This window comes from Flavobacterium taihuense, assembly GCF_019351435.1.
Lineage (GTDB): Bacteria > Bacteroidota > Bacteroidia > Flavobacteriales > Flavobacteriaceae > Flavobacterium > Flavobacterium taihuense.
The window spans coordinates 54952-75995 of record NZ_JAHWYN010000007.1 but is presented as its reverse complement, the minus strand read 5'-3'; the positions used below and the strand labels follow the sequence as shown (position 1 = coordinate 75995).

The following is a 21044-nucleotide window of genomic DNA, read 5'->3' as shown; positions in this document are numbered from 1 at the left end:
CTGAAAATAGAACCTCAAAAAAAAGCTGATACTTAAAATATCAGCTTTTTTTAGCTATTTTTTGAAAGTAGCTTTATAATTTTCGTTTACTTTTTCCCAATTTACAATATTAAAAAAAGCATCGATATAATTTTTCTTTTTGTATTGATAGTCCAAGAAATAAGCATGTTCCCAGAGATCAATTCCTAGAATTGGTGTTCCGTGAAATCCGATTACAGGAGCATATGTCATTAATGGATTGTCTTGATTTTGAGTGGTTGATAATTGCAATACTCCAGTTTTGTCGACTACTAACCAAACCCAACCAGACCCAAACTGTTTTGTTGCAGTGTCTTTAAAAGCGGTTTTGAAATTAGAAAAAGAACCAAAATCTTTAATAATTTTAGAAGCTAAAGTGTCTTTTGGTTCCCCACCTGCTTTTGGTCCAATGGATCTAAAGTACAGGCTATGGTTGTAATAGCCTCCTGCATTGTTGCGAATTATGGGGTCGTTGATGTCTAATTTATTTAATACTTCTTCTATGGTAAGATTTTCTTTGTCTGTTCCTAGAACTGCTTTGTTTAAACTATTGGTATAATAGAGATAATTTTTATAATGAGATTCTACTGTCAAAGCTGAAAAATCTGGTATTAAAGCGTCATAACCAAAAGGGAGTTTTTCAAATTGAAAAGAGCCTTCAATGGCTTTCAAGTCATCCGGACTGCCTATTTTTACTTTTTCTTGCACTGTTGGTAGTGGAACTTCGACAACTTCAGTCAATTTTTTTTCGTTACAAGAAATTAAAACCGTAATAAAGAGCAAATTGGCTACTATAAAAGTGTTCTTTTTCATAAGAATAATACAATTACTTTATTAGGGAATGAATTAGTTCAATATATTGTTGTTTGGCTTCATCTTGTGAAAGATGACTGATTTGGATCCAAGCGTTCGTTTTAAACGCATTTCTTAAATCTGAATTGTCTGAAGAACTAAACTTGCTTCTGTCAAATGTAGCATGCTTGTAAAAGGCATAAAGACGTAACTGGACATCTTGCGGTAAAGATGCTTGAGTCATAAAAGAAGCTATTTCAACTGCTTCTTGAAATTGTTTATCTAAATCTTTTTCAATCATTAAGATTTAATTGCAATTATAGTTTTTCCTCCAATTGCTTTTTGGTCGAGTACGACATTAATTGTAGTGCCTAAAGGTAAAAAAATATCTACCCTTGAACCAAATTTAATAAAACCAGCGTCAGTACCTTGAACAACTTGCATGCCTTCTTGCGCGTAATTTACAATACGTCTAGCTAAAGCACCAGCGATTTGGCGGTACAATATTGCGCCAAAAGTCTTGTTTTCTACAACAACGGTAGTTCTTTCGTTTTCTTCGCTCGCTTTTGGATGCCAAGCAACAAGAAATTTGCCAGGGTGGTATTTACTAAATTTAACGATTCCACTTATTGCATAACGGGTAACGTGAACGTTTATAGGAGACATAAATATTGAAACTTGAATTCTTTTGTCTTTAAAATATTCACCTTCATACACTTCTTCTATAACAACAACTTTTCCGTCAACAGGTGCGAGAATATGGCTCTCATTCATTTCTACTGTTCGTTTTGGATTTCTGAAAAATTGCAAAATGATAATTAATAAAAATAAAGTTGCTATTTCAATTGACATTCTAATCCATTCGGTATGAATAAAATGATCCGTTGCTAAAAAAACGACAGCAGTAAAAATGGTGCCTAATAAAATACTTTGAGTTCCTTCTTTATGAAACATAATTTAAAATTTGATAAAATAAAAATATTATTGGTGCTACAAAGATAACACTATCTAGTCGATCTAGAATGCCTCCATGTCCAGGCATTATGTTTCCGCTGTCTTTTTTTTCTGAAATCCGTTTAAATTTGGATTCGACTAAATCTCCTATTGTACCGAAAATTCCAACAATCAAAGCGATTATGATCCAAATGAAAGTGTTTTTTTCAGGAAGCATTAAAAAATATTTTGATATAAAATAACTAGCAATTACTGCAAATCCAATTCCTCCAAAAAAGCCTTCAATGGTTTTTTTAGGCGAAATCCTTTCAAATAATTTATGTTTTCCAATGGATTTTCCTACTAAGTACGCAAATGTGTCATTGGTCCATATCAAAATAAAAATGCTAATAAGAATGTTTGGATTATAACCCTTAATGCCAAATGGAATTTTTGTTATGATAATAAACGGAAGCATGATATAGCCAACTAAGTAGGCGAATTTCGAAAAGGCATCTACTTTTAAATTTTTATTGTCAAATAAAAATACAATGCATTTTAACGAAACAATCAGAGATAAAATAAGAACTGCTAAATCAAAGTTTTTACTATAACGTAGTATGTATAAAATTCCGTCTTCTTTTGTAGCTATTGCAATTTTATAAAAAAATAGATAGAATAAAATGGCTATTACTATTGGTGCGATTTTGTTTAAATGAACTAAATTGCAAAATTCAAGTACTGCAATTAATAAAAAAATACCAAATAGAATAAAAAATGTTTCTATAGAGTATTGTATAGAAGCTAGCAATAATAAAATGTAAACAGCTCCGGATATTGATCTTTTTAGTGTTTCATTCATTTTAAAGATCTTCTAAAAGCAATAAATATAAATTTTTGGCAGAGCTTCCATATTGAGTAAAATCTTCCTCTTTAGCTTTTTCAAAATATTTTATTGTTGTAATATTGGTAGGGTATTCTGTTAGGTATTTTTTTCGAATAGCACTAAGACCATCACTTTTTCCCTCAACTAACTGACTTGTATTTGCCAAAATAATAATATTAGTTGGTAAATCATTCGGTTTTTTTTGCTTGATTTGGTTAGATGAGAATAAAATGGAGCCCTCTTCAGCGACCAAATTTTCACAACCTGACAATAAAAATTTTGGATTTACATTTTGACCATAAGTAAGTTTGTTTTCGTCAAGCAAAAAAAATAGTTTTGGTTCGTAGCATAAGGCTTCTGATTCGAACCAATCGTTTTCTTCAAGTATATTTTCAAATTGCTCTTTTACTTCGTTTAAATTTTCACAGTATAAAAATTTTCCCCCATTTTTCTTGAAATTATAGATAAATTGTTCGTCCAAAGGGGAATTGATATCTGGATTTGGTCTGTCTGAATGGCCACTTCTAACTTCTTCTGAAGAGGGATTATTCGAACCAAATAATTTTTTAAAAAGATTCATAATTTGTTACTAATCGTTTTGTGTTACTTGAAAACGTTCAAAGATAAAAAAATCTTAATTCAAAACGGGATTTTGAATTAAGATTTTAAAAATTTGTGTTTTTTGTAAATTTAGGAAACTACTTCACCTAAGTTTTTGTCAAAAGTTCTTTGTCCAAAAATAGTTTCTAAATCGTCCTTGAAAATGACTTCTTTTTCGATTAAGATACTGGCAAGTTGTTCTAGTTTATCTTTATTTTCTTCCAGAATGGCTATTGCTCTTTGGTATTGGCTTTCTATAAGGTCAGAGATTTCTTTGTCAATTACTTTAGCAGTATCTTCTGAGTATGGTTTAGAAAAGCTGTATTCACTTTGACCGCTAGAATCATAATAAGTTACATTACCAATTTTGTCATTCAAGCCATAAACCGTTACCATGGCTCGGGCTTGTTTGGTTACTTTTTCTAAATCGCTCAAAGCTCCTGTAGATATTCTGTCAAAAGTTACTTTTTCAGCAGCTCGCCCTCCCATAGTTGCACACATTTCGTCTAGCATTTGATCCGTACGAACAATTAAACGTTCTTCTGGTAAATACCAAGCAGCACCTAAACTTTGACCACGAGGAACAATAGTTACTTTAATTAGCGGAGCGGCATGTTCTAGCATCCAACTTACAGTAGCGTGGCCGGCTTCGTGAATAGCGATTGCTCTTTTTTCTTCAACTGTGATGATTTTGTTTTTCTTTTCAAGCCCTCCAACAATACGGTCGACAGCATCAAGAAAATCTTGTTTATCTACTGCTTCTTTATTGTTTCTGGCGGCAATTAGTGCTGCTTCGTTACAAACATTAGCGATGTCGGCTCCTGAAAAACCTGGAGTTTGTTTCGCTAAAAAGTCAGTATCCAGTCCTTCTACTTTTTTCAAAGGCGCAAGATGTACTAAGAAAATTTCAGCTCTCTCACGGATGTCTGGCAAGTCAACAAAAATTTGTCTGTCAAAACGGCCAGCACGCATTAAGGCTTTGTCTAAAACATCGGCTCTGTTTGTTGCAGCCAAAACAATTACATTTGAATTGGTTCCGAAACCATCCATTTCAGTCAATAATTGGTTTAATGTGTTTTCTCTTTCGTCATTTCCACCTGACATATTGCTTTTTCCTCTAGCTCTACCTACAGCATCGATTTCATCGATAAAAATAATAGCAGGAGATTTTTCTTTGGCTTGTTTGAAAAGGTCACGTACTCGTGAAGCACCAACACCAACAAACATTTCAACAAAATCAGAACCAGATAGCGAGAAGAAAGGTACTTGAGCTTCACCGGCAACAGCTTTGGCTAATAATGTTTTACCCGTTCCTGGAGGTCCTACAAGTAAAGCACCTTTGGGTATTTTGCCTCCAAGATTGGTGTATTTTTCAGGGTTTTTAAGGAACTCTACAATTTCTTGTATTTCTTCTTTGGCTCCTTCCAATCCGGCAACATCTTTAAAAGTAGTTTTGATATCTGTTTTTTCGTCAAAAAGTTTGGCTTTTGATTTTCCAATATTGAAGATCTGACCGCCTCCACCACCAGGACCACCAGACATTTTTCGCATGATAAAAATCCAAACACCAATAATGATGATGATTGGCAATAGACTTACAAAAATATCAGTCCAATTGCTTTTTGGTAAAAAATTGAAATCTTTCAATTTTCCTTCAGCAACCGCTTTTTCTAATTTGGTTTGAAAAATTTGATCATTACCAATGTCAAACGCATAGTGTGGCCCTTTGTTGGGTCTGTCCAATACGTCTTTGGAAACTTTTTTGTGTTCAGGATCATTTAATGCTTTAGCATTTAAATAAACTTCGGCTTCACTTTTATTGTAAACAATTACTTTTTCGATTTGTCCTTTCTCTAAATAAGAATTGAATTTAGAAGAAGTTAATTGAGCAGGTTCTTGAAAGCTAGATCCACCAGTTGCAAAACTTATTCCTAAAAAAATCAAGAGTATTGCAGTGTAAACTAACCAAGGACTTACTTTAAATTTATTTGAATTTGGATTATTCTCTTTAGCCATTAGAAGATTATTTCTTTAATATTTGTTTTCGATTTTAGTGATTTTAGCATCACCCCAAAGACTTTCAATGTTGTAATATTCACGGATGTGTTTTTGAAATACATGCACGACAATGTGTACATAATCCATTAATACCCATTCGGCCACGTCAGAACCTTCAACATGCCAAGGTTTGTCTTTTAAATCTTTAGAAACTGTTTTTTGAATAGAATTGACAATGGCATTCACTTGAGTGTTTGAGTTACCATTGCAAACAACAAAATAGTCACAAACTGCTGTGTCTATTTCTCTTAAATCTAAAATATCGATATCACTTCCTTTTACTTCTTCTATCCCTTTTATAATGTTCGCCAATAGAACATCATTGTTTATAGTCTTTTTCGCCATTTAATTTTTTATATAAGTTTGTAAAGTTACCATTTTTTGTGATTAATTTTGAACCTTAACATAATATTAAATTATGTTTTACAAAAAAAAGTACACATGAAGCTAATCAAACTCGATGCCATAGATTCTACAAATGAGTTTCTAAAAGGATTGTCGAACAAACATGAGGTTCAAAATTTCACTGTAGTTACTGCGGAGAATCAGCTGAAAGGGAAAGGACAGATGGGGTCTAAATGGGATTCTGAGTCTGGTAAAAATCTTATAATGAGTGTTTTGATTAAAAATTTTTTATTTGACAATGAGACTGTTTTTAATCTAAATGTAGTGGTTTCATTGGCTGTAATCAGAACCTTAAAAAAGTATAATATACCTGAATTAAGTGTAAAATGGCCAAACGACATTATGTCAGCCAATAAGAAAATTGGTGGCATCCTGATAGAAAACAGTATAAAGGGTGAGGGAACGATTACATCTATTGTAGGGTTGGGGCTAAATGTAAACCAAGTACAATTTGAATATTTACCCAGAGCTTCATCATTGGCGTTAATTTGCAGTTCCTTTTTTGATAAAGAAGAAATTTTATTGGCAATCGTAGACGAAATGGAACTAATTACAGAAAATTATCAGATATCGGCTTCTCAATTGTGGAATGAATATACTAATGAATTATTTAGAGTTGGGATTCCTAGTGCTTTTACCGACGAAAATGAAAACAATTTTATGGGTATCATAAAAGGAGTGTCATCAATAGGTAAACTTCAGATTCTTTTGGAAGATGATAGTATTTGTGAATATAATCTGAAAGAAGTGCAAATGTTGTATTAAGTCAAAATTCGTTGTTATATCAAGAAAAAGCCTTTTAGTTTATAGCTAAAAGGTCTTTGTTCTTAATGATAAATATTAAAGTTTTGTCATGTTGTTTGCCAAGGTTTCGATGAACTTGCCGATTGGACCTTTTATCATCATGGCCATCATTGCATTAAATTCACCTTCAAAATCCAGTTTTACAGCACTTGAATTTTCTGAAAGAGTATCGATATTAGCTACCAAAGTAAATGGAAGTTTGTCGCTTGCAGCTCCCAAAACGATTTTGCTTGGAGCTACTTTTTCTTTCATCTTTAATTTGATTTCTGGCATTCCTTTTAATCCAAAAATAAAAGCATCTTCTCCGATAACTTCAAATTTTGCAATATTATCGGGCATTAATTTTTCGAAGTTTTTTACATCACTCAATAAATCGAATAATTCTTGGCTTGATTTCTCAACTGTAACTTTTGGACTTTCTAAGTTCATAATTGTATTTAATGTTTGTTATTTTATTTATTTAAATCCAAAATTTGTAATCTAAAGCCTGTACTTTAAATTCCCCAAGTAGATGGACTTACATTCCATTCTCTCAAAGTTTGCTCTTCTTTCTCTGTAATATAACTTTTGGCAACCGCCAAATTCAATAAATTTTGATAGTTGCTCAAAGTGTACAAATCAATATTGGAATTTTTGAAGTTCTGGTCTGCAACATCAAAGCCATAGGTAAATATTGCTGCCATTCCTTTTATAACTGCTCCTGCTTCCCGTAAGCCTTCAACGGCAAGCAAACTACTGTTTCCAGTACTAATTAAATCTTCTATTATTACTACGCTTTGTCCTTTTTGTAAAAAACCTTCTACTTGGTTTTGACGACCATGTTTCTTAGGTTCTGGTCGAACATATACAAAAGGTAATCCCATACTTTCTGCAACTAGCATTCCTATTCCTATTGCTCCAGTTGCTACACCGGCAATAACGTCTGGCTTGCCAAATTGTTTCTCGATGTTTTTAGAAAATTCATCTCGAACATAATTTCTTATGGCTGGAAACGAGAGTATTAAGCGGTTATCGCAATATATAGGCGATTTCCATCCAGAAGCCCATGTAAAAGGATTTCCTGGATTCAATTTAATTGCATTTATTTGCAAAAGCAATTCGGCTGTTTTTTCGGCTGTATCTTTATTAAAAATCATAATACAAATGTATAAAGTTTTTGTTAACGACAAACCACTTTTTTTGACAAATGAAATCTCTAAGGAGACAGATTTTCAACTTTTCTTGCTTGATAGCATTGATATTGAGCAGGTTATTGTCAAAATGTTTCAAAATAAAATTAAAAAAGCCTATCTCTATCACCCTGATGAAAGTGTGATTATGAAAACTTTGAAAGCAAAAATTCCTGTAAACAAAGCTGGAGGTGGATTGGTGTATAACAAAAAAGGTGAAGTTTTATTCATTTTTAGAAACGGGAAATGGGATTTACCCAAAGGTGGTATCGATAAAGGAGAACTAATAGAAGATACTGCTATGCGTGAAGTTGAAGAAGAAACTGGTGTAAATGAATTGAAAGTTATCAAGAAGTTACAGAAAACGTATCATGTTTTTAAGCGCAATGGAAAATATAAATTAAAAATAACACATTGGTTTGAGATGGAATCTACCTTCGAAGGAACACCAATAGGGCAATTGGAAGAAGGAATAGAAAAAGTAGCTTGGCTTAAACCGAGTGAAATTCCAGAGGCATTACAAAATTCATATGAGAATATTAAACTACTATTCGAAGAAGAAAAATTAATAAAATAAAACAATATTAGTTGAGTAATCTGTAAACCGGATATTGTAAATGTTCTTTTTCATAGAATTTGGAATGTTTATAAACCCAATCCAATTGTGCTTCGCTATTTTTTGCAAATGCAGGGTCATTATTGACTTTCGTTTCCAATTCTATTTTTAAACTAGGGTTGTCTTTTAAAATTTGGGCAGCCAAATCTTCAAAAACATATTCAGAATATCCTTCTTTTTGTTGTAAAATACTGTCGAAAAAGTTCCAATTGAAGAACGAATCAACAGCTTCTGGTTCTAAAGTTTCCAATAAATATTTTACAGCTTTTTGTTCAGTAGAAAATAAATAATCCCCTTTGGCAAATGATTTCTTCTCAATAGTTGCCGTCAATTTTGTGTTTCTATGGGGATAATGCCCTTCATAAACTTGACTCGAAGTTTTATAATCGGCAATTTTATAACTTTCGACTTCAATAATTGTATCTTTTTTTAATTGTGTGTATTTGCAATTATTACTTTTTAATAAATCAATTACATTCCAATAGCCTTTTGGGATAATGTAGGATTTCGGAATAATAACATCTTTAACTGATTTATATTCTTTGATATAAGGAACGTTCTTCTGGTATGGTTTAGTTCTGTCGTAAAATAATCGTTGACCAGTAGTGACTTCACTTTTTTTATAGGAAGCTTCAAAACCTGAAAATAAAAAGGTTGTAGCCTTAGAGCTGTCTATTTTCCATTCAACAGGATATGATTTTTTAGGTTTATATTGTTCTTCGTTTTTGGCACGTAATTCTTTTATTTTTTTATAATTCAAATCGATATAGTCAATTGTTGAGACCATATATTCGTAGGTCGCTTTTACACGATCAGCATATTTTTTGAGCATGTGAGTTTCAACAACAAAACCAATTGTATTGAATAATGATGTGTAACCAGTCGTGTACCTTGGGGTGTCTGAGAATTGCACGAAACCATTGTCTGGAGTTTCTTCAAATGCATTGACATAAGGTGTTGTAGGAATGTTTTTTTGTTCCAAATCTTTTACAATAAATGGCATCATTTCGGTATTAATGTAATCTCCTAAGATGGTTCCCAATTTATTGTGCTGTGTCATGATATAGGTCAGTTTGTATTGATAATCGGAACGATTGCTCACATGATTATCGATAAAAACATCTGGATTTATTTTATGATATATTTCGACAAAACTTTTGGTGTTTCGGGTGTCGGATTTAATCATGTCGCGATTCAAATCGTAGTTTCGGGCATTGCCTCGAAAGCCATACTCTTCCGGGCCTTCTTGGTTGGCTCTTGTAGTTGAATTTCGATTCAAAGCGCCACCGATATTGTAAATTGGAATCGTAACTATAACCGTGTTTTTGGGAGTTTTTATTTTGCCTAAAGCTAAATCACGAAACAATTGCATAGTTGCGTCTATGCCGTCTGGTTCACCTGCGTGAATTCCATTATTCAGGAATAATACTGCTTTGTTTTTTTGGATGTTTTCAAAATTAAAATTCTTTTCAGGATTGAAAGTAATCATGTATAATGGTTCGCCACTATCCGTCAATCCCATTTTTTCCATTTTGATAGTTTGAAAATCATGGGCCAAAAGAGTATAATAGGCGATTGTTTCTTGATAATTGGCTGATTTGTTTCCGTTTTCTTTTTCAAAGAAAGTAATATATTTATTATTATTTTGAGCAAAAACAGAAACTGTGATCAACAGGAAACAAAAGCGTATTAATTGCATGAGATTGATTTTTGATTTGGTTTCCAAATGTAATTATTTTTAATTTTAGTTGTTTATAATTTGATTTTACATTTTACACATCACTAAAAAGTGAATAATGAACACTTTTTTTAAACTACCTTTGCAAAATGAATAAGAAACACCATTCCAACAATATATTATTGAATTTAGGTATCAAAAGCCTAAATGAAATGCAAGAAGTTGCACAAGATGTCATCCTTAACGATAATAATGTTTTACTGCTTTCCCCAACAGGTTCAGGTAAAACATTAGCTTTTTTGTTGCCTATTTTTGAAATGTTACAGCCCGAAATTCTATCGGTTCAATGTTTGATTCTGGTTCCATCACGCGAATTAGGATTGCAAATTGAACAGGTTTGGAAAAAAATGGGGACTGATTACAAAGTAAATGTGTGCTACGGCGGACATTCTATTGATACCGAAATTAAAAACTTAAGTAATCCACCAGCTGTTTTGATAGGAACTCCAGGTCGAATCGCAGATCATATCGACAGAGGCACTTTTCGATTGGACAAAATCCAAACTTTGATTTTGGATGAGTTTGACAAATCGTTGCAGTTAGGTTTCCATGAACAAATGTCTTTCATTATTGGTAAACTGAGTAAATTAAACAAACGTGTTTTGGTTTCAGCTACATCGGATATTGAAATTCCAAAATACACTCGAGTTGTGAATCCAACAATCTTGGATTTTATTCCAACCGAAGAGGAACAGGAAAGTAACTTGGCTACCAAAATGGTTGTTTCTAAAGAAAAAGACAAACTGGGAAGTTTGTTTAATTTGATATGTTCTTTAAAATCCCAACAGGCGATTGTTTTTTGCAATCATCGTGATGCCGCCGAACGTATTAGCGATACCCTAAACGAAAAAGGGATTTATGCTACTTATTATCATGGTGGTATGGATCAGGATGAACGTGAAAGGTCGTTAATTCAGTTTCGTAATGGAAGCATGAGTTACTTGATCACTACTGATTTAGCAGCTCGTGGACTGGATATTCCCGAAATGAAACATGTAATTCATTATCATTTGCCATTAAAAGAAGATGAATTCACACACAGAAATGGTCGTACCGCACGTATGTTGGCATCTGGAACGGCATATGTTATTGCTCATGAAAGTGAGAAAAAAATGGATTACCTGGATTACGGAATGGAATTATTTAATGTAGAAAATTCAAATGCGTTACCAAAGCCACCAGAGTTTCAAACAATTTACATCAGTGGCGGAAAGAAAAACAAATTGAATAAAATTGACATTGTTGGTTTCTTTTCTCAAAAAGGAAAACTGGAAAAAGGAGATTTGGGTTTAATAGAGGTAAAAGATTTTATTTCGTTTGCAGCGGTAAAATTCAATAAAGTGAAAGATTTGCTTCATGCCATTAAAGATGAAAAAATGAAAGGCAAGAAGTTTAAAATTGAGGTAGCCAGAAAGGTAATTAAGAAGGAGGAGGAGTAGACTACAGGTTTTACACATATGACTTTAGATTTACTCAAAATCAGAAAAACATTCATGCTAAAAATAATAGTTAACAGTTCAATTTGCTATTAATAATTTTTTATAGTTTAATATTGTAAAAATTGGGATTGAAATGACGTCTTATGAGGGAAGGCTTTTATTTACAAACAAAATTTTTACTTTAATGTTAATAAAAAAAAACATCAACAAAGAAGTTGTTTTTTTTTATTATTATGTTTGCTGACAAATACTTACCTATTGAGTATGTCATTAAACCCTAAATAAATTATGAAAAAAGTTATTGCGATTGCTGTTTTGTTTATTAGTTCTATTGGCTTTAGCCAAATTAAAGTTGTTGAAACTGTGCCAGTTGAAAAATTGGGTAGAGTAAATAATAATTTTTATGTTCAAAAAATTGGAGATGAATTTACTTTTTTTTACACAACAGTTCAAAGTGATGATGAAGAAGCCGCTTTAAAGGCTTTTACATTCAAGAATGTTGATAATGCGTATCAAAGTCTTTATGGTATTATATCAAAAGGATTTACGTCTAGTCCTTTGAATGATGTAAAATTGGAATTACCTAATAATTTTGTCTGGTTACATTATATTGCCAGCTCTGATAAAACAACGGTACAGTTTATGGTTTCTAACAAAGAGGCGACTTCTACTCATATTTCTGAGCCATTGTCTAAAGAACAAGTTGAAAAATTATTTCAGAAAAGCTAAAAGCTAGAAGTCAGATTTCAGATTTCAGAAAAAATTGAAGTAAAAAAAAGTCCGATTCACCTTGGCGAATCGGATTTTTTTTGTTAAATCTGAAATCTATATTTTCTTCACGTATTGTGTGATAATTACAATTTGTTGGCCATCTACTTTTCCTTCAATGTATTCAGCATTTTCATGGTCTAATCGGATGTTACGTACCGAAGTTCCTTGTTTGGCAACCATACTAGATCCTTTTACTTTTAGATCTTTGATTAACACGACTGAATCTCCATGAGTTAGAATCACCCCATTCACATCACGGTGGATAATTTTGTTTTCGTCATCTTCACCTTCTCCTGTGGCTTGAGCCCACGCCAAGGTGTCTTCGTCAAAATACATTTGTTCCAATAATTCTTGTGGACAACCATTTTTGCGCAAACGACTTAATATTCTCCATGCAACAACTTGTACGGGAGTATGTTCACTCCACATGCTGTCGTTCAAACATCTCCAGTGGTTTAAATCTTCATGACCAGGATTTTCTATTTGATCGATGCAAGTGGCACAAGCAAAAATACTTTCGTCCAATCCTCCCTTTTTAGTAGGTAGTACTTGGAATTCTTTTAAGTTTTCGGTAGCAGCACATAATTCACATTGGGAACCACTGCGTTTATTTAATTCTCTTTCAAAACTCATTATAGGTGTGTGTTATTTTAGGTTGCGAAATTACGGTTATTAAGTAGGTTTTGCAAGTTTTGTTTTTAAGGGTGAGGTTATCATTTTGCAAATATCTATCAATTGTAGTGGTTTAGTTTCTCAAAATGACAAACAAAAACTATTTATGCAACTTGACTCTAACCGCTTCAGGAACCAGCATTTCGTATTCCCCAAAATTTCGGATAACGTCTCTCACTATGCTGGAACTGATATAGGAAGTTCGAGCTGCGGTCAGTAAAAAGACGGTTTCTATTTTTGACAATCGTCTGTTGGTGTGTGCGATGGCTTTTTCGAATTCAAAATCGGCGGGGTTGCGAAGTCCCCTGAGTATAAAATCGGCTTTGATTTTATGACACAAGTCAATAGTTAAACCTTCATAAGTGATAACGGTAACTTTGGGTTCGTTTTTGAAGGTTTCTTCTATGAAGCGTTTTCTTTCTTCGAGCGTGAACATGTATTTTTTTTCAGCATTTACCCCAATTGCAATTACAATTTCATCAAAAAGTGAAACACCTCTGTTGATGATGTCTTCATGCCCTAAGGTGATAGGGTCAAACGATCCTGGAAATATAGCTTTCTTCATTTCATTTCAATTTAGTTTAGTTGTTTTTCAATTCTTGAATCTGGAATAATCCAGAGCATCGCTACTGCAATATAAAGTAAACCAGAAATCCAAGGCGAGACAAAAGCTAAGGGAATTGCCAAAAGATACGCTAATGCTGATATTTTACCTTTTAAGTCCTTCTCGACTGCGCGGTGCAAAATCGAATCTTTGCCTTCTAATTTTATGATTTTATTTTGGAGCAAATTATAAGCAATAGCGCACATCAATAAAACAAAACCATAAATACTCATAGGTGTTGCAGCAAAATGATGTTCTCCGATCCAACTTGTTGCAAACGGGATCAAGGACAGCCAAAAGAGTAAAAAAAGATTGCCCCACAAAATAGAACCATTCACTTTTTTAACCACTTGAAACATATGATGATGGTTGTTCCAATAGATCCCGACGTAAATGAAACTCAGAACATAACTTAAGAAAACTGGGATCAAATGATTCAAAGATTCAAAACTATCTTTTTCTGGTGCTTTTATTTCTAGAACCATTATGGTAATGATAATGGCTAATACACCATCGCTAAAGGCTTCGATTCTGGTTTTATTCATTGTTTTAAGATTCTAAGATTCTAAGTAGCTAGGGCTCTATGAACTTAGTGTCTTAGATTCCTAGCTGCTTAGCAACTTAATTAAGTGTTAACTCAATAGCGTTTGTGAATAAATCTTCCAGAGAAATTCCAGCTGCCTTGGCTTGTTGCGGGATTAAACTTTCGGTGGTAAGACCAGGAATAGTGTTCATTTCGAGCATGTGCGGTTCGCCATCTACAAAGATGAATTCGCTTCTGGAGAATCCTTTCATTTTGAGTACTTCGTAGGCACGTTTTGCTGCTTCACTTACTTTTTGAGTCATTTCTTCGGAGATTCTGGCAGGAGTTATTTCCTGTGATTTTCCTTCGTATTTGGCTTCATAATCAAAGAAATCATTTTCGGAAACAATCTCGGTGATAGGCAAAACAATTATTTCTCCCTTATAGTTGATGACTCCAACTGAAACTTCGATACCGTCAAGGAAACTTTCTATGATTATTTCATTGTCTTCTTTGTAGGCTACTTCAATGGCAATTGGCAATTCGGCAACGGTTTTTACTTTTGAAATCCCAAAGCTTGAGCCGGCTTTGTTGGGTTTTACAAAACAAGGCAAACCTAATTTTTGTACAATTTCGTCCGTCTTGATAATGTCCCCTTTGTTTAGGTAATAGGAAGCGGCTGTTTTGATTCCGTATGGTTTTAATACCGATAATAAATCACGTTTATTAAATGTTAATGCGGCTTGGTAATAATCGCAGGCGGTTTGCGGAATGTTTAATAATTCGAAATAAGCTTGCATCAGTCCGTCTTCACCTGGTGTTCCGTGAATGGCATTGAAAACACAATCAAAAGTTTGTTTGGCTCCGTTTATGTTTACCGAAAAATCATTTCTGTCAATAGGGAATTCGGCATCATTTGCGTCTACATACACCCATTTTTCTTTAAAAATGTGGATGCGGAAGGCTTTGTATTTGTTTTTGTCCAAGAATTGGTAAACTACGTTTCCGCTAATAAGTGAGATCTTGTATTCGCTTGAATAGCCGCCCATGATGATGGCAATGTTTTTCATTTTATAAGTTTAATCGGTTAAACGTTTAACCGATTAGCCGATTAAACGTATTCTAAACAAAATTATCATTTTTTTTGAAACGAAATAGGTTTATCTTTGCGGGAAATAAAAATATTTATGAGCTTAAAAAAATATCTTACGAGTCGTGTATTTTTTGGACAAGTGGCTATTGCACTTGCTATTATTGCAGTTTTGGGTTATTTATTCATGCATTGGTTGACTTTTACAACCGATCATGGTCATGAAATAACCGTTCCCGATTTGAGAAAATTGACTGAAGAACAAGTGGAAGATAAGCTGGATGAATTGGATTTGGATTATGAACTTTTGGATAGTGTTGATTTTCGAGGTGATTTTCCAAAATACAGTGTAGTAGAGCAGGATCCGATGCCAGGTACAAAAGTAAAAGTAGGTAGAAAAGTATATATTAAGATTAATTCATCTGGGTTTTCGTCTGTTCGAATTCCAGATTTAATTGATAAAACATATCGTGAGGCAGTGCCAACACTTAAGGCGTTGGGACTTGAAGCAGGAACAATTACGTATGTGCCTAATTTAGGTAAAGATATGGTATTGGAAATGCGTTATAAAGGCAGAAATTTGAAAGTAGGAGACAGAGTATTGAAAGCCTCTAAAATTGATTTGGTTTTGGGCGATGGAAAAGAGAGTTATCAAGAAGAAGTAGTGGACAGTTCAGCTGCTTCAACACAAGAACAAACACCAACAAATGAACAATAATAGTGAACCAATAGAAGATTTAGACGAAGAATTATTTGAACATTACAAATTTGAGGTTCCCAAGGGTCAAGCGATTTTGAGAATAGATAAATACTTGATGGGTTTGATTCCAAATGCCACTCGTAATAAAATTCAGAACGCAGCCACCGAAGGGAATATTTTTGTGAATGATGCTACGGTAAAGTCGAATTATAAAGTAAAGCCTTTTGACGTTGTTCAGGTAATGCTGTCACATCCTCCTTTTGAAAACAGGGTTGATCCAGAGGATATTCCGTTAGAGATTGTTTATGAAGATGATGCACTTTTGCTAATCAATAAACCGCCGGGATTGGTAGTGCATCCGGGGCACGGAAATTATACAGGAACCCTAGTGAATGCGCTTGCATTTCATTTTGAGAATTTGCCAATGAACAGCAGTGAGCGTCCAGGATTGGTTCATAGAATTGATAAAGACACTTCAGGCTTATTGGTTATTGCCAAAACCGAAGCTGCTATGACGCATTTGGCCAAGCAATTTGAAGCCAAAACCTCCGAAAGAGAATATATTGCTTTAGTTTGGGGAAATGTAGCTCAAGAACAAGGAACTATTGAAGGGAACTTGGCGCGACACTTGAAAGATCGCATGCAAATGGCTGTTTTTGCTGATCCTGAAATAGGTAAGCCTGCCATAACCCATTATAAGGTTTTGGAACGTTTTGGGTATGTGACATTGATTTCATGCCGATTAGAAACAGGAAGAACACACCAGATTCGGGCACACTTGAAACATATTGGTCATCCGCTTTTTAATGATGAGCGTTATGGTGGTCACTTGATTTTGAAAGGAACTACGTTTACGAAATACAAACAGTTTATTGAGAATTGTTTCAAAGCATTGCCACGTCAGGCATTGCACGCCAAAACACTTGGTTTTGTACATCCAAATACTGGAGAAATGATGCGTTTTGACACCGAATTGCCTCAGGATTTTAAGGATTGTATCGAAAAATGGAGAGGTTATTCCAAATCACATCATGCCGAAGAAGATTAAAGATAGAATAAAAAAGCCCCGCATTTTGCGGGGCTTTTTTATGAATTACGGTTACTTTATTTCAGTTCCTAAATGATGTTTTATCACTCCCTTAGAACCTGTTTGGCTTGGGGTTAATTCCAAAACAAAATTTGGAGAAAGATTAGGCTCCACTCGATGAGAAACAAATAGAATTGTAATGTTTGTTTCTTTTCTAATCGTATTTATTAGTTGTATGACCATGGCTACGTTATGATCATCTAGTCCTTCAACAGGTTCGTCTAGAATTAATAAAGGAGGATGTTTGATAACTGCACGAGTGATAAGTGCTACTCTTTGTTGACCTACAGAAAGGCGATTGAAAATTTTGTTTTTCAGATGGCTCATTTCAATTACTTCCAGCCATTGTGCAACGATTCTTCGCTGTAATGTTGTAGGTTTAGTGTATAATCCGATGGAATCAAAGAAACCAGAGAGGATCATTTCTTCCAAGCTGTAACTTTTGTTAAATAAATCGGTCATGGAAGTGTTGAAAATACCAATTTGTTTTTTGATTTCCCAGATGCTTTCCCCGCTTCCTTTTTTTCTGCCAAAGAGTTCTATATCTTGTCCATAAGCTTTAGTGTTATCTCCAGAAATTAGCGATAATAGGGTGCTCTTTCCAGAACCATTAGGCCCAATAAGTTGCCAGAATTCTCCTTGTTTTATCGTCCAAGAAAGGGAGTCGATAATTGGTTTTTCATCATAGCTAACGGATATAGCGTTCATTTTTACAAGAACACGATCATTGAAAATTTCTTTGTGAATGGGTATTTTATAGCTGTCGTTTTCAAACAAATTATTTTCGATTGCATTTATGTTTTTCAATTCAAACGAATTATCCTTTATGATTGCTTTATTTGTAATAAAAGAAAGCAAATCGGCAGTTCGATTAACCAATTGAATAATGCGTACTGAATTTGAAATATTTTCGATTGCGATTGTTACTTCAATTCGGGAATTTTGATCCAGATGATCCAAAGGATTGTCCAGAATGATATAATCCGGATTTTGTTTAAGACAATACTTTAAAAACTCTTTTTTTCGTTCTCCAGATGAAAAACTACGTAAGTTTCGGTGGGGTTCTTTTGTAGCTTTAATCGAATCATGTTGGTATTCTTCTTCGATTAATTTTTGAATGGAAATGTCCGAATACAGAATTCCGCTTAGCATATTAAACACGGATAATTCTCCTTGAATTTCTCCTGATAATATAGTATCGATAAAGGTTTTTTTATCAACTTGATTGGATAAAAGAATGTCCCAATGTTTCATTTTGTGCATATTGAATGTAGAAAATCATATTTGGTGAAATTAGACATTATAATGGGAATTTAAAATTGGGAGAGTCTTAAATTTTAATTTTAAGCATTGTTTTTTATGAAAAAAAGCCCCAAAATAGGGGCTCATAATTGTTTTGAATAAAATGGATATTTGTTAAAGTCCTTTGTCTACAGTTTCAGGTTCTTCTATTTCTGTTGTTTCTTCAATTTGAGCTAATGGTTCTTCCAGTTCTCTTGGTTCTTCTTCATTTTCAGTATTCTTTCTTTTAGAAAACCACCCTTTTACTTTGTTCTTGAAAGCACCAAAGAAACCTAAAAGACCAAGTACAATTAGTTTTCCAAATTTAGCAATAACAGCAAAGAGGCCAACTTTGGCTAAAACCTTTCCAGCTACAAGGCCTCCAATGGTCCAAGCAGCAACTTCATCCACATTGGAATCAAAATCTTCGTATTTATAGCCATCATTAAATTGTACAATATCAAGTACTTTACTAATGTCTTTTTGTACAAGAGGCAATTCATTTTCGGTTGCAATAGCATTTAACACCAAAACTCCTTTTCTGCCCAAGATTCTAATATTATAGTTTAGCGTATTTATTGAACTTTTTCCAAATTTTATTTCTTTGGCCCAATGCAATATTTTCCTGTCTTTATCATAAAACGGTTTTGCCGCCCACCCTACAATTGTTACTGGATCATATCCTCCTTTTTGTCTCTCTTTGTTTTCTTCTACTGTTTCCTTTTGCATTTCGGCTAACAAATCATCATAATCTACATCATCTGCATCATCGTCCTCAACATGACCAATTTCATCGTATTGAATATTAAAAACATAACCGTTTTGGCTCATTACACCTTGATTTTCTGGTAATAATAAACCTAAAGTAAGATTCTCCCCTTTAGGATTTCCCCATAAGTCAACCAAAACTCTTTCCGCCTGAACTGGGTTCAAATATTTAAAACCATTTGGGATGTTTATTTTTCCAATTCCATTTTTTAAATTAATGGAGCCATGTTCATATCTGAAAGTTTTTTCAATGGAATCTATTTTCTTGTGCATTTCTTCTTCTTGAGAATACATGATAAAAGTGAGTAAACAAGAAATAATAGTTAAAGTAGTTTTCTTCATTTTGATCTGTTGGTTAAAAGGTTTGGTTAATTTTTTTTTTAAAAAGTAGTCAAAGGACTATTTATTTTTCAAATATAACTTTTGTTTTTAATAAAAGTTATATTTTTCAAATTTTTTTAAAATCAACACAAATTGTCTTTTTTTAAACAAATCATGTAAGAGTTTGATTAGGATGATAGGCAATTGCTGTTCAAAAATTGGCTTTAAATGATTTAATTCAATTGCTTGAATTTTGAAAGAGGCTATTTTAATTCGAATTATTTCATCGTAAAATTAGCCTCAAAAGTCTTAAATCTATTGTCTAAATCCTGCACTAATTGTTTTTTCAATACAGGATCTTGAATAAAACTATAGTTGATGCTATTGTACACAAATTGTTTGATATCGGTATAGGAAATGGTTTTGTATCTTTTGGCTAATAATACATATTGTTCAGTCATATTGGTTCGTAATATTCCGGCATCATCAGTACTGATAACGATGGGTACACCAAATTCTTTGTACAATAGAATAGGATGGCGGTTTTCTTTTATTTTCAAAATGAACTCATTACTAGTCAGGTTGATTTCGATCGGAATGTTATTTTTAGCCATATACCGCATTAAATCATAGCTTTTCTCTTCATAAGCAATATCAACTCCATGTCCAATTCTATTGGCACCAGCGGTATAAACGGCGGCGTTAATATGCCAAGATAATTCTTCTGGGCGCACAAGTCCTAAGGTAAGTTCTCCGGCATGCATTGCATATTTAACTTTAGGAAAACGGCTGTGGCAATACTTGAACATTAGCATGTGCAAGCCATAATCTTTCATAGATGTTTCACCATCTTCGGGAGATACAATATTTACTCCAGCCATCAATAGACTGTTATCGGATGACATAAAAGCAACGACTAGATTTTTAAATAAATCAACTGGTTCCATGAAGCGCAAAACAAAATTTTGGTAGCGCATCGTGAATTGATTGTCATCTATTTTAAGTGCTGCGTGCATTTTGGCAACGAAGTTTACATTAAAATCGGAGGCGTATTTTTTAGCCTCTTTTTGAATGAAAAGGTTATACAAGGAATCTAAAGATTGCATAACGGCTTTTTCATTTTTGTTAGCCATCATTTTTCTTAAATGAGTGTTGTATTTAGTTAAATCATCCGTTTTTATGGCGCAGGGAATAGTCGATAATTGGGTTTCGATATAGCTTACATTTTCTTTGATAGCCCTGTTTTTTAGTTCCAATAAACCGGCTTCAAAATTATTTTTTGTGGCAGGTTCAAACTTCATAAAGGATTCAAAAAATAATTTATCCGAAGGGTAGTCAACATTATTATAATCTTTGACAGACCATTTATGCATTATTTTTTGTTTGTAGACATCCAATTCACCATTTTTTTGCAAGGTAGAAAATAACACCCAGTCACTTCCATTCTGTTTTTCTTGGCTAACAGTCATGGTTTGAGTGTTGAGATAAAAATCTTCGGAAATGGCGTGAGTTAATAATGGTTCAGCATAAATAGAACCAGAATAATGGTGGTGTAAATCACCCCCTTTAGGCATTTGGGAAAAGAAAGCGGTAAGTTCGGCCTCGTTATTTCTGATTTTTTCAAAATACGTTTCGGCCGATTGGGCAAATCCTGCTTGGAATAAGGGAAAAAAAAGTAGGATGAAAAATATCTTCATGGTATAAATTTCATTCAAATATAATTCAAATATAATTGAAATAAAAATTGGTAACTCTGAAATTTTTTTGGA

At 33.5% G+C, this 21044-nt stretch carries 23 protein-coding genes; 6 read left to right on the top strand and 17 right to left on the bottom strand.

Translation table 11 applies throughout. The features are described 5' to 3' along the window. Positions 1–54: 54 nt before the first annotated feature. The 7 genes from KZH69_RS09680 to rsfS form a co-directional block, all read right to left on the bottom strand. Entirely contained in the window at positions 55–831 is a 777-nt protein-coding gene (locus tag KZH69_RS09680) for a superoxide dismutase (protein ID WP_219317240.1), read from the bottom strand. A gap of 13 nt (positions 832–844) precedes the next feature. Continuing rightward, entirely contained in the window at positions 845–1111 is a 267-nt protein-coding gene (locus tag KZH69_RS09675; RefSeq protein WP_219317239.1) for an acyl-CoA-binding protein, read from the bottom strand. Further along, positions 1111–1764 (bottom strand): phosphatidylserine decarboxylase family protein, encoded by a 654-nt coding sequence (locus KZH69_RS09670; protein ID WP_219317238.1) that lies wholly within the window; start codon positions 1762–1764, stop codon positions 1111–1113. The genes KZH69_RS09675 and KZH69_RS09670 overlap by 1 nt, the downstream gene beginning before the upstream one ends. Next, positions 1754–2605 carry a phosphatidate cytidylyltransferase gene (locus tag KZH69_RS09665; protein WP_219317237.1) on the bottom strand — a complete coding sequence of 284 codons (852 nt, stop codon included), beginning with the start codon at positions 2603–2605 and terminating at the stop codon, positions 1754–1756. The genes KZH69_RS09670 and KZH69_RS09665 overlap by 11 nt, the downstream gene beginning before the upstream one ends. Before the next feature lies 1 nt (position 2606). Further along, entirely contained in the window at positions 2607–3209 is a 603-nt protein-coding gene (locus tag KZH69_RS09660) for an LUD domain-containing protein (RefSeq protein WP_219317236.1), read from the bottom strand. 110 nt (positions 3210–3319) lie between these two features. After that, positions 3320–5245, bottom strand: a complete 1926-nt coding sequence (ftsH, locus tag KZH69_RS09655; RefSeq protein ID WP_219317235.1) for an ATP-dependent zinc metalloprotease FtsH — start codon at positions 5243–5245, stop codon at positions 3320–3322. A gap of 15 nt (positions 5246–5260) precedes the next feature. Next, positions 5261–5632, bottom strand: a complete 372-nt coding sequence (rsfS, locus tag KZH69_RS09650; protein WP_219317234.1) for a ribosome silencing factor — start codon at positions 5630–5632, stop codon at positions 5261–5263. Between the two features lie 96 nt (positions 5633–5728). Here rsfS and KZH69_RS09645 point away from each other — a divergent pair, with 96 nt between their 5' ends. After that, positions 5729–6457, top strand: a complete 729-nt coding sequence (locus KZH69_RS09645) for a biotin--[acetyl-CoA-carboxylase] ligase (RefSeq protein WP_219317233.1) — start codon at positions 5729–5731, stop codon at positions 6455–6457. Positions 6458–6532: 75 nt separating this feature from the next. On the opposite strand, the gene KZH69_RS09640 is transcribed toward KZH69_RS09645, so the two are convergent. Together KZH69_RS09640 and pyrE are read right to left on the bottom strand one after the other, a co-directional pair. Further along, on the bottom strand, positions 6533–6925 hold the full coding sequence (locus tag KZH69_RS09640; protein ID WP_219317232.1) for an SRPBCC family protein: 393 nt from the start codon (positions 6923–6925) through the stop codon (positions 6533–6535). A gap of 65 nt (positions 6926–6990) precedes the next feature. Continuing rightward, complete coding sequence (gene pyrE / locus KZH69_RS09635) at positions 6991–7632, bottom strand: orotate phosphoribosyltransferase (RefSeq protein WP_219317231.1); 642 nt, start codon at positions 7630–7632, stop codon at positions 6991–6993. Positions 7633–7639: 7 nt separating this feature from the next. Here pyrE and KZH69_RS09630 point away from each other — a divergent pair, with 7 nt between their 5' ends. Continuing rightward, a complete protein-coding gene (locus KZH69_RS09630) occupies positions 7640–8242 on the top strand; it encodes an NUDIX hydrolase (protein WP_219317230.1) in 603 nt (200 codons plus the stop codon). 7 nt (positions 8243–8249) lie between these two features. Here the strand turns inward: KZH69_RS09630 and KZH69_RS09625 are convergent, their stop codons facing one another. After that, positions 8250–9980: a M14 family metallopeptidase gene (locus KZH69_RS09625; RefSeq protein WP_219317229.1), complete on the bottom strand. Its 1731-nt coding sequence runs from the start codon at positions 9978–9980 to the stop codon at positions 8250–8252. Positions 9981–10108: 128 nt separating this feature from the next. Here KZH69_RS09625 and KZH69_RS09620 point away from each other — a divergent pair, with 128 nt between their 5' ends. Together KZH69_RS09620 and KZH69_RS09615 are read left to right on the top strand one after the other, a co-directional pair. Then, the gene (locus tag KZH69_RS09620) at positions 10109–11458 is read left to right on the top strand and encodes a DEAD/DEAH box helicase (protein WP_219317228.1); all 1350 of its coding nucleotides are present in this window, start codon (positions 10109–10111) and stop codon (positions 11456–11458) included. 288 nt (positions 11459–11746) lie between these two features. Then, positions 11747–12187, top strand: coding sequence for a hypothetical protein (locus KZH69_RS09615; RefSeq protein WP_219317227.1), 441 nt, complete (start codon positions 11747–11749; stop codon positions 12185–12187). A 96-nt stretch (positions 12188–12283) separates the two neighbouring features. Here KZH69_RS09615 and KZH69_RS09610 read toward each other — a convergent pair whose 3' ends face one another. The 4 genes from KZH69_RS09610 to KZH69_RS09595 form a co-directional block, all read right to left on the bottom strand. Next, positions 12284–12862 carry a PhnA domain-containing protein gene (locus KZH69_RS09610; protein WP_219317226.1) on the bottom strand — a complete coding sequence of 193 codons (579 nt, stop codon included), beginning with the start codon at positions 12860–12862 and terminating at the stop codon, positions 12284–12286. A 139-nt stretch (positions 12863–13001) separates the two neighbouring features. Continuing rightward, positions 13002–13466 carry a pantetheine-phosphate adenylyltransferase gene (gene coaD / locus KZH69_RS09605; RefSeq protein ID WP_219317225.1) on the bottom strand — a complete coding sequence of 155 codons (465 nt, stop codon included), beginning with the start codon at positions 13464–13466 and terminating at the stop codon, positions 13002–13004. A gap of 11 nt (positions 13467–13477) precedes the next feature. Continuing rightward, positions 13478–14050 carry a TMEM175 family protein gene (locus KZH69_RS09600; RefSeq protein WP_219317224.1) on the bottom strand — a complete coding sequence of 191 codons (573 nt, stop codon included), beginning with the start codon at positions 14048–14050 and terminating at the stop codon, positions 13478–13480. A 76-nt stretch (positions 14051–14126) separates the two neighbouring features. Further along, entirely contained in the window at positions 14127–15098 is a 972-nt protein-coding gene (locus KZH69_RS09595; protein ID WP_219317223.1) for a D-alanine--D-alanine ligase, read from the bottom strand. A gap of 117 nt (positions 15099–15215) precedes the next feature. On the opposite strand from KZH69_RS09595, the gene KZH69_RS09590 reads away from it, so the two are divergent. Continuing rightward, positions 15216–15836 carry a PASTA domain-containing protein gene (locus KZH69_RS09590; RefSeq protein ID WP_219317222.1) on the top strand — a complete coding sequence of 207 codons (621 nt, stop codon included), beginning with the start codon at positions 15216–15218 and terminating at the stop codon, positions 15834–15836. Beyond that, complete coding sequence (locus KZH69_RS09585) at positions 15826–16866, top strand: RluA family pseudouridine synthase (RefSeq protein ID WP_219317221.1); 1041 nt, start codon at positions 15826–15828, stop codon at positions 16864–16866. The genes KZH69_RS09590 and KZH69_RS09585 overlap by 11 nt, the downstream gene beginning before the upstream one ends. 51 nt (positions 16867–16917) lie before the next feature. Here KZH69_RS09585 and KZH69_RS09580 read toward each other — a convergent pair whose 3' ends face one another. The 3 genes from KZH69_RS09580 to KZH69_RS09570 form a co-directional block, all read right to left on the bottom strand. Then, entirely contained in the window at positions 16918–18159 is a 1242-nt protein-coding gene (locus tag KZH69_RS09580; RefSeq protein WP_219317220.1) for an ATP-binding cassette domain-containing protein, read from the bottom strand. A 162-nt stretch (positions 18160–18321) separates the two neighbouring features. After that, complete coding sequence (locus KZH69_RS09575) at positions 18322–19296, bottom strand: DUF2167 domain-containing protein (RefSeq protein WP_219317219.1); 975 nt, start codon at positions 19294–19296, stop codon at positions 18322–18324. Positions 19297–19553: 257 nt separating this feature from the next. After that, on the bottom strand, positions 19554–20972 hold the full coding sequence (locus KZH69_RS09570; protein WP_219317218.1) for an amidohydrolase family protein: 1419 nt from the start codon (positions 20970–20972) through the stop codon (positions 19554–19556). Between the last annotated feature and the right edge of the window lie 72 nt (positions 20973–21044).

What these genes read in the sequence shown, in the direction of transcription:
- KZH69_RS09590 (WP_219317222.1), top strand. Translation starts at nt 15,216, where the DNA reads ATGAGCTTAAAAAAATATCTTACGAGTCGTGTATTTTTTGGACAAGTG.
- rsfS (WP_219317234.1), bottom strand. Translation starts at nt 5,632, where the DNA reads ATGGCGAAAAAGACTATAAACAATGATGTTCTATTGGCGAACATTATA.
- KZH69_RS09600 (WP_219317224.1), bottom strand. Translation starts at nt 14,050, where the DNA reads ATGAATAAAACCAGAATCGAAGCCTTTAGCGATGGTGTATTAGCCATT.
- KZH69_RS09645 (WP_219317233.1), top strand. Translation starts at nt 5,729, where the DNA reads ATGAAGCTAATCAAACTCGATGCCATAGATTCTACAAATGAGTTTCTA.
- ftsH (WP_219317235.1), bottom strand. Translation starts at nt 5,245, where the DNA reads ATGGCTAAAGAGAATAATCCAAATTCAAATAAATTTAAAGTAAGTCCT.
- KZH69_RS09580 (WP_219317220.1), bottom strand. Translation starts at nt 18,159, where the DNA reads ATGAAACATTGGGACATTCTTTTATCCAATCAAGTTGATAAAAAAACC.
- KZH69_RS09620 (WP_219317228.1), top strand. Translation starts at nt 10,109, where the DNA reads ATGAATAAGAAACACCATTCCAACAATATATTATTGAATTTAGGTATC.
- KZH69_RS09675 (WP_219317239.1), bottom strand. Translation starts at nt 1,111, where the DNA reads ATGATTGAAAAAGATTTAGATAAACAATTTCAAGAAGCAGTTGAAATA.
- coaD (WP_219317225.1), bottom strand. Translation starts at nt 13,466, where the DNA reads ATGAAGAAAGCTATATTTCCAGGATCGTTTGACCCTATCACCTTAGGG.
- KZH69_RS09630 (WP_219317230.1), top strand. Translation starts at nt 7,640, where the DNA reads ATGTATAAAGTTTTTGTTAACGACAAACCACTTTTTTTGACAAATGAA.
- KZH69_RS09660 (WP_219317236.1), bottom strand. Translation starts at nt 3,209, where the DNA reads ATGAATCTTTTTAAAAAATTATTTGGTTCGAATAATCCCTCTTCAGAA.
- KZH69_RS09610 (WP_219317226.1), bottom strand. Translation starts at nt 12,862, where the DNA reads ATGAGTTTTGAAAGAGAATTAAATAAACGCAGTGGTTCCCAATGTGAA.
- KZH69_RS09575 (WP_219317219.1), bottom strand. Translation starts at nt 19,296, where the DNA reads ATGAAGAAAACTACTTTAACTATTATTTCTTGTTTACTCACTTTTATC.
- KZH69_RS09680 (WP_219317240.1), bottom strand. Translation starts at nt 831, where the DNA reads ATGAAAAAGAACACTTTTATAGTAGCCAATTTGCTCTTTATTACGGTT.
- KZH69_RS09585 (WP_219317221.1), top strand. Translation starts at nt 15,826, where the DNA reads ATGAACAATAATAGTGAACCAATAGAAGATTTAGACGAAGAATTATTT.
- KZH69_RS09670 (WP_219317238.1), bottom strand. Translation starts at nt 1,764, where the DNA reads ATGTTTCATAAAGAAGGAACTCAAAGTATTTTATTAGGCACCATTTTT.
- KZH69_RS09625 (WP_219317229.1), bottom strand. Translation starts at nt 9,980, where the DNA reads ATGCAATTAATACGCTTTTGTTTCCTGTTGATCACAGTTTCTGTTTTT.
- pyrE (WP_219317231.1), bottom strand. Translation starts at nt 7,632, where the DNA reads ATGATTTTTAATAAAGATACAGCCGAAAAAACAGCCGAATTGCTTTTG.
- KZH69_RS09615 (WP_219317227.1), top strand. Translation starts at nt 11,747, where the DNA reads ATGAAAAAAGTTATTGCGATTGCTGTTTTGTTTATTAGTTCTATTGGC.
- KZH69_RS09595 (WP_219317223.1), bottom strand. Translation starts at nt 15,098, where the DNA reads ATGAAAAACATTGCCATCATCATGGGCGGCTATTCAAGCGAATACAAG.
- KZH69_RS09665 (WP_219317237.1), bottom strand. Translation starts at nt 2,605, where the DNA reads ATGAATGAAACACTAAAAAGATCAATATCCGGAGCTGTTTACATTTTA.
- KZH69_RS09640 (WP_219317232.1), bottom strand. Translation starts at nt 6,925, where the DNA reads ATGAACTTAGAAAGTCCAAAAGTTACAGTTGAGAAATCAAGCCAAGAA.
- KZH69_RS09570 (WP_219317218.1), bottom strand. Translation starts at nt 20,972, where the DNA reads ATGAAGATATTTTTCATCCTACTTTTTTTTCCCTTATTCCAAGCAGGA.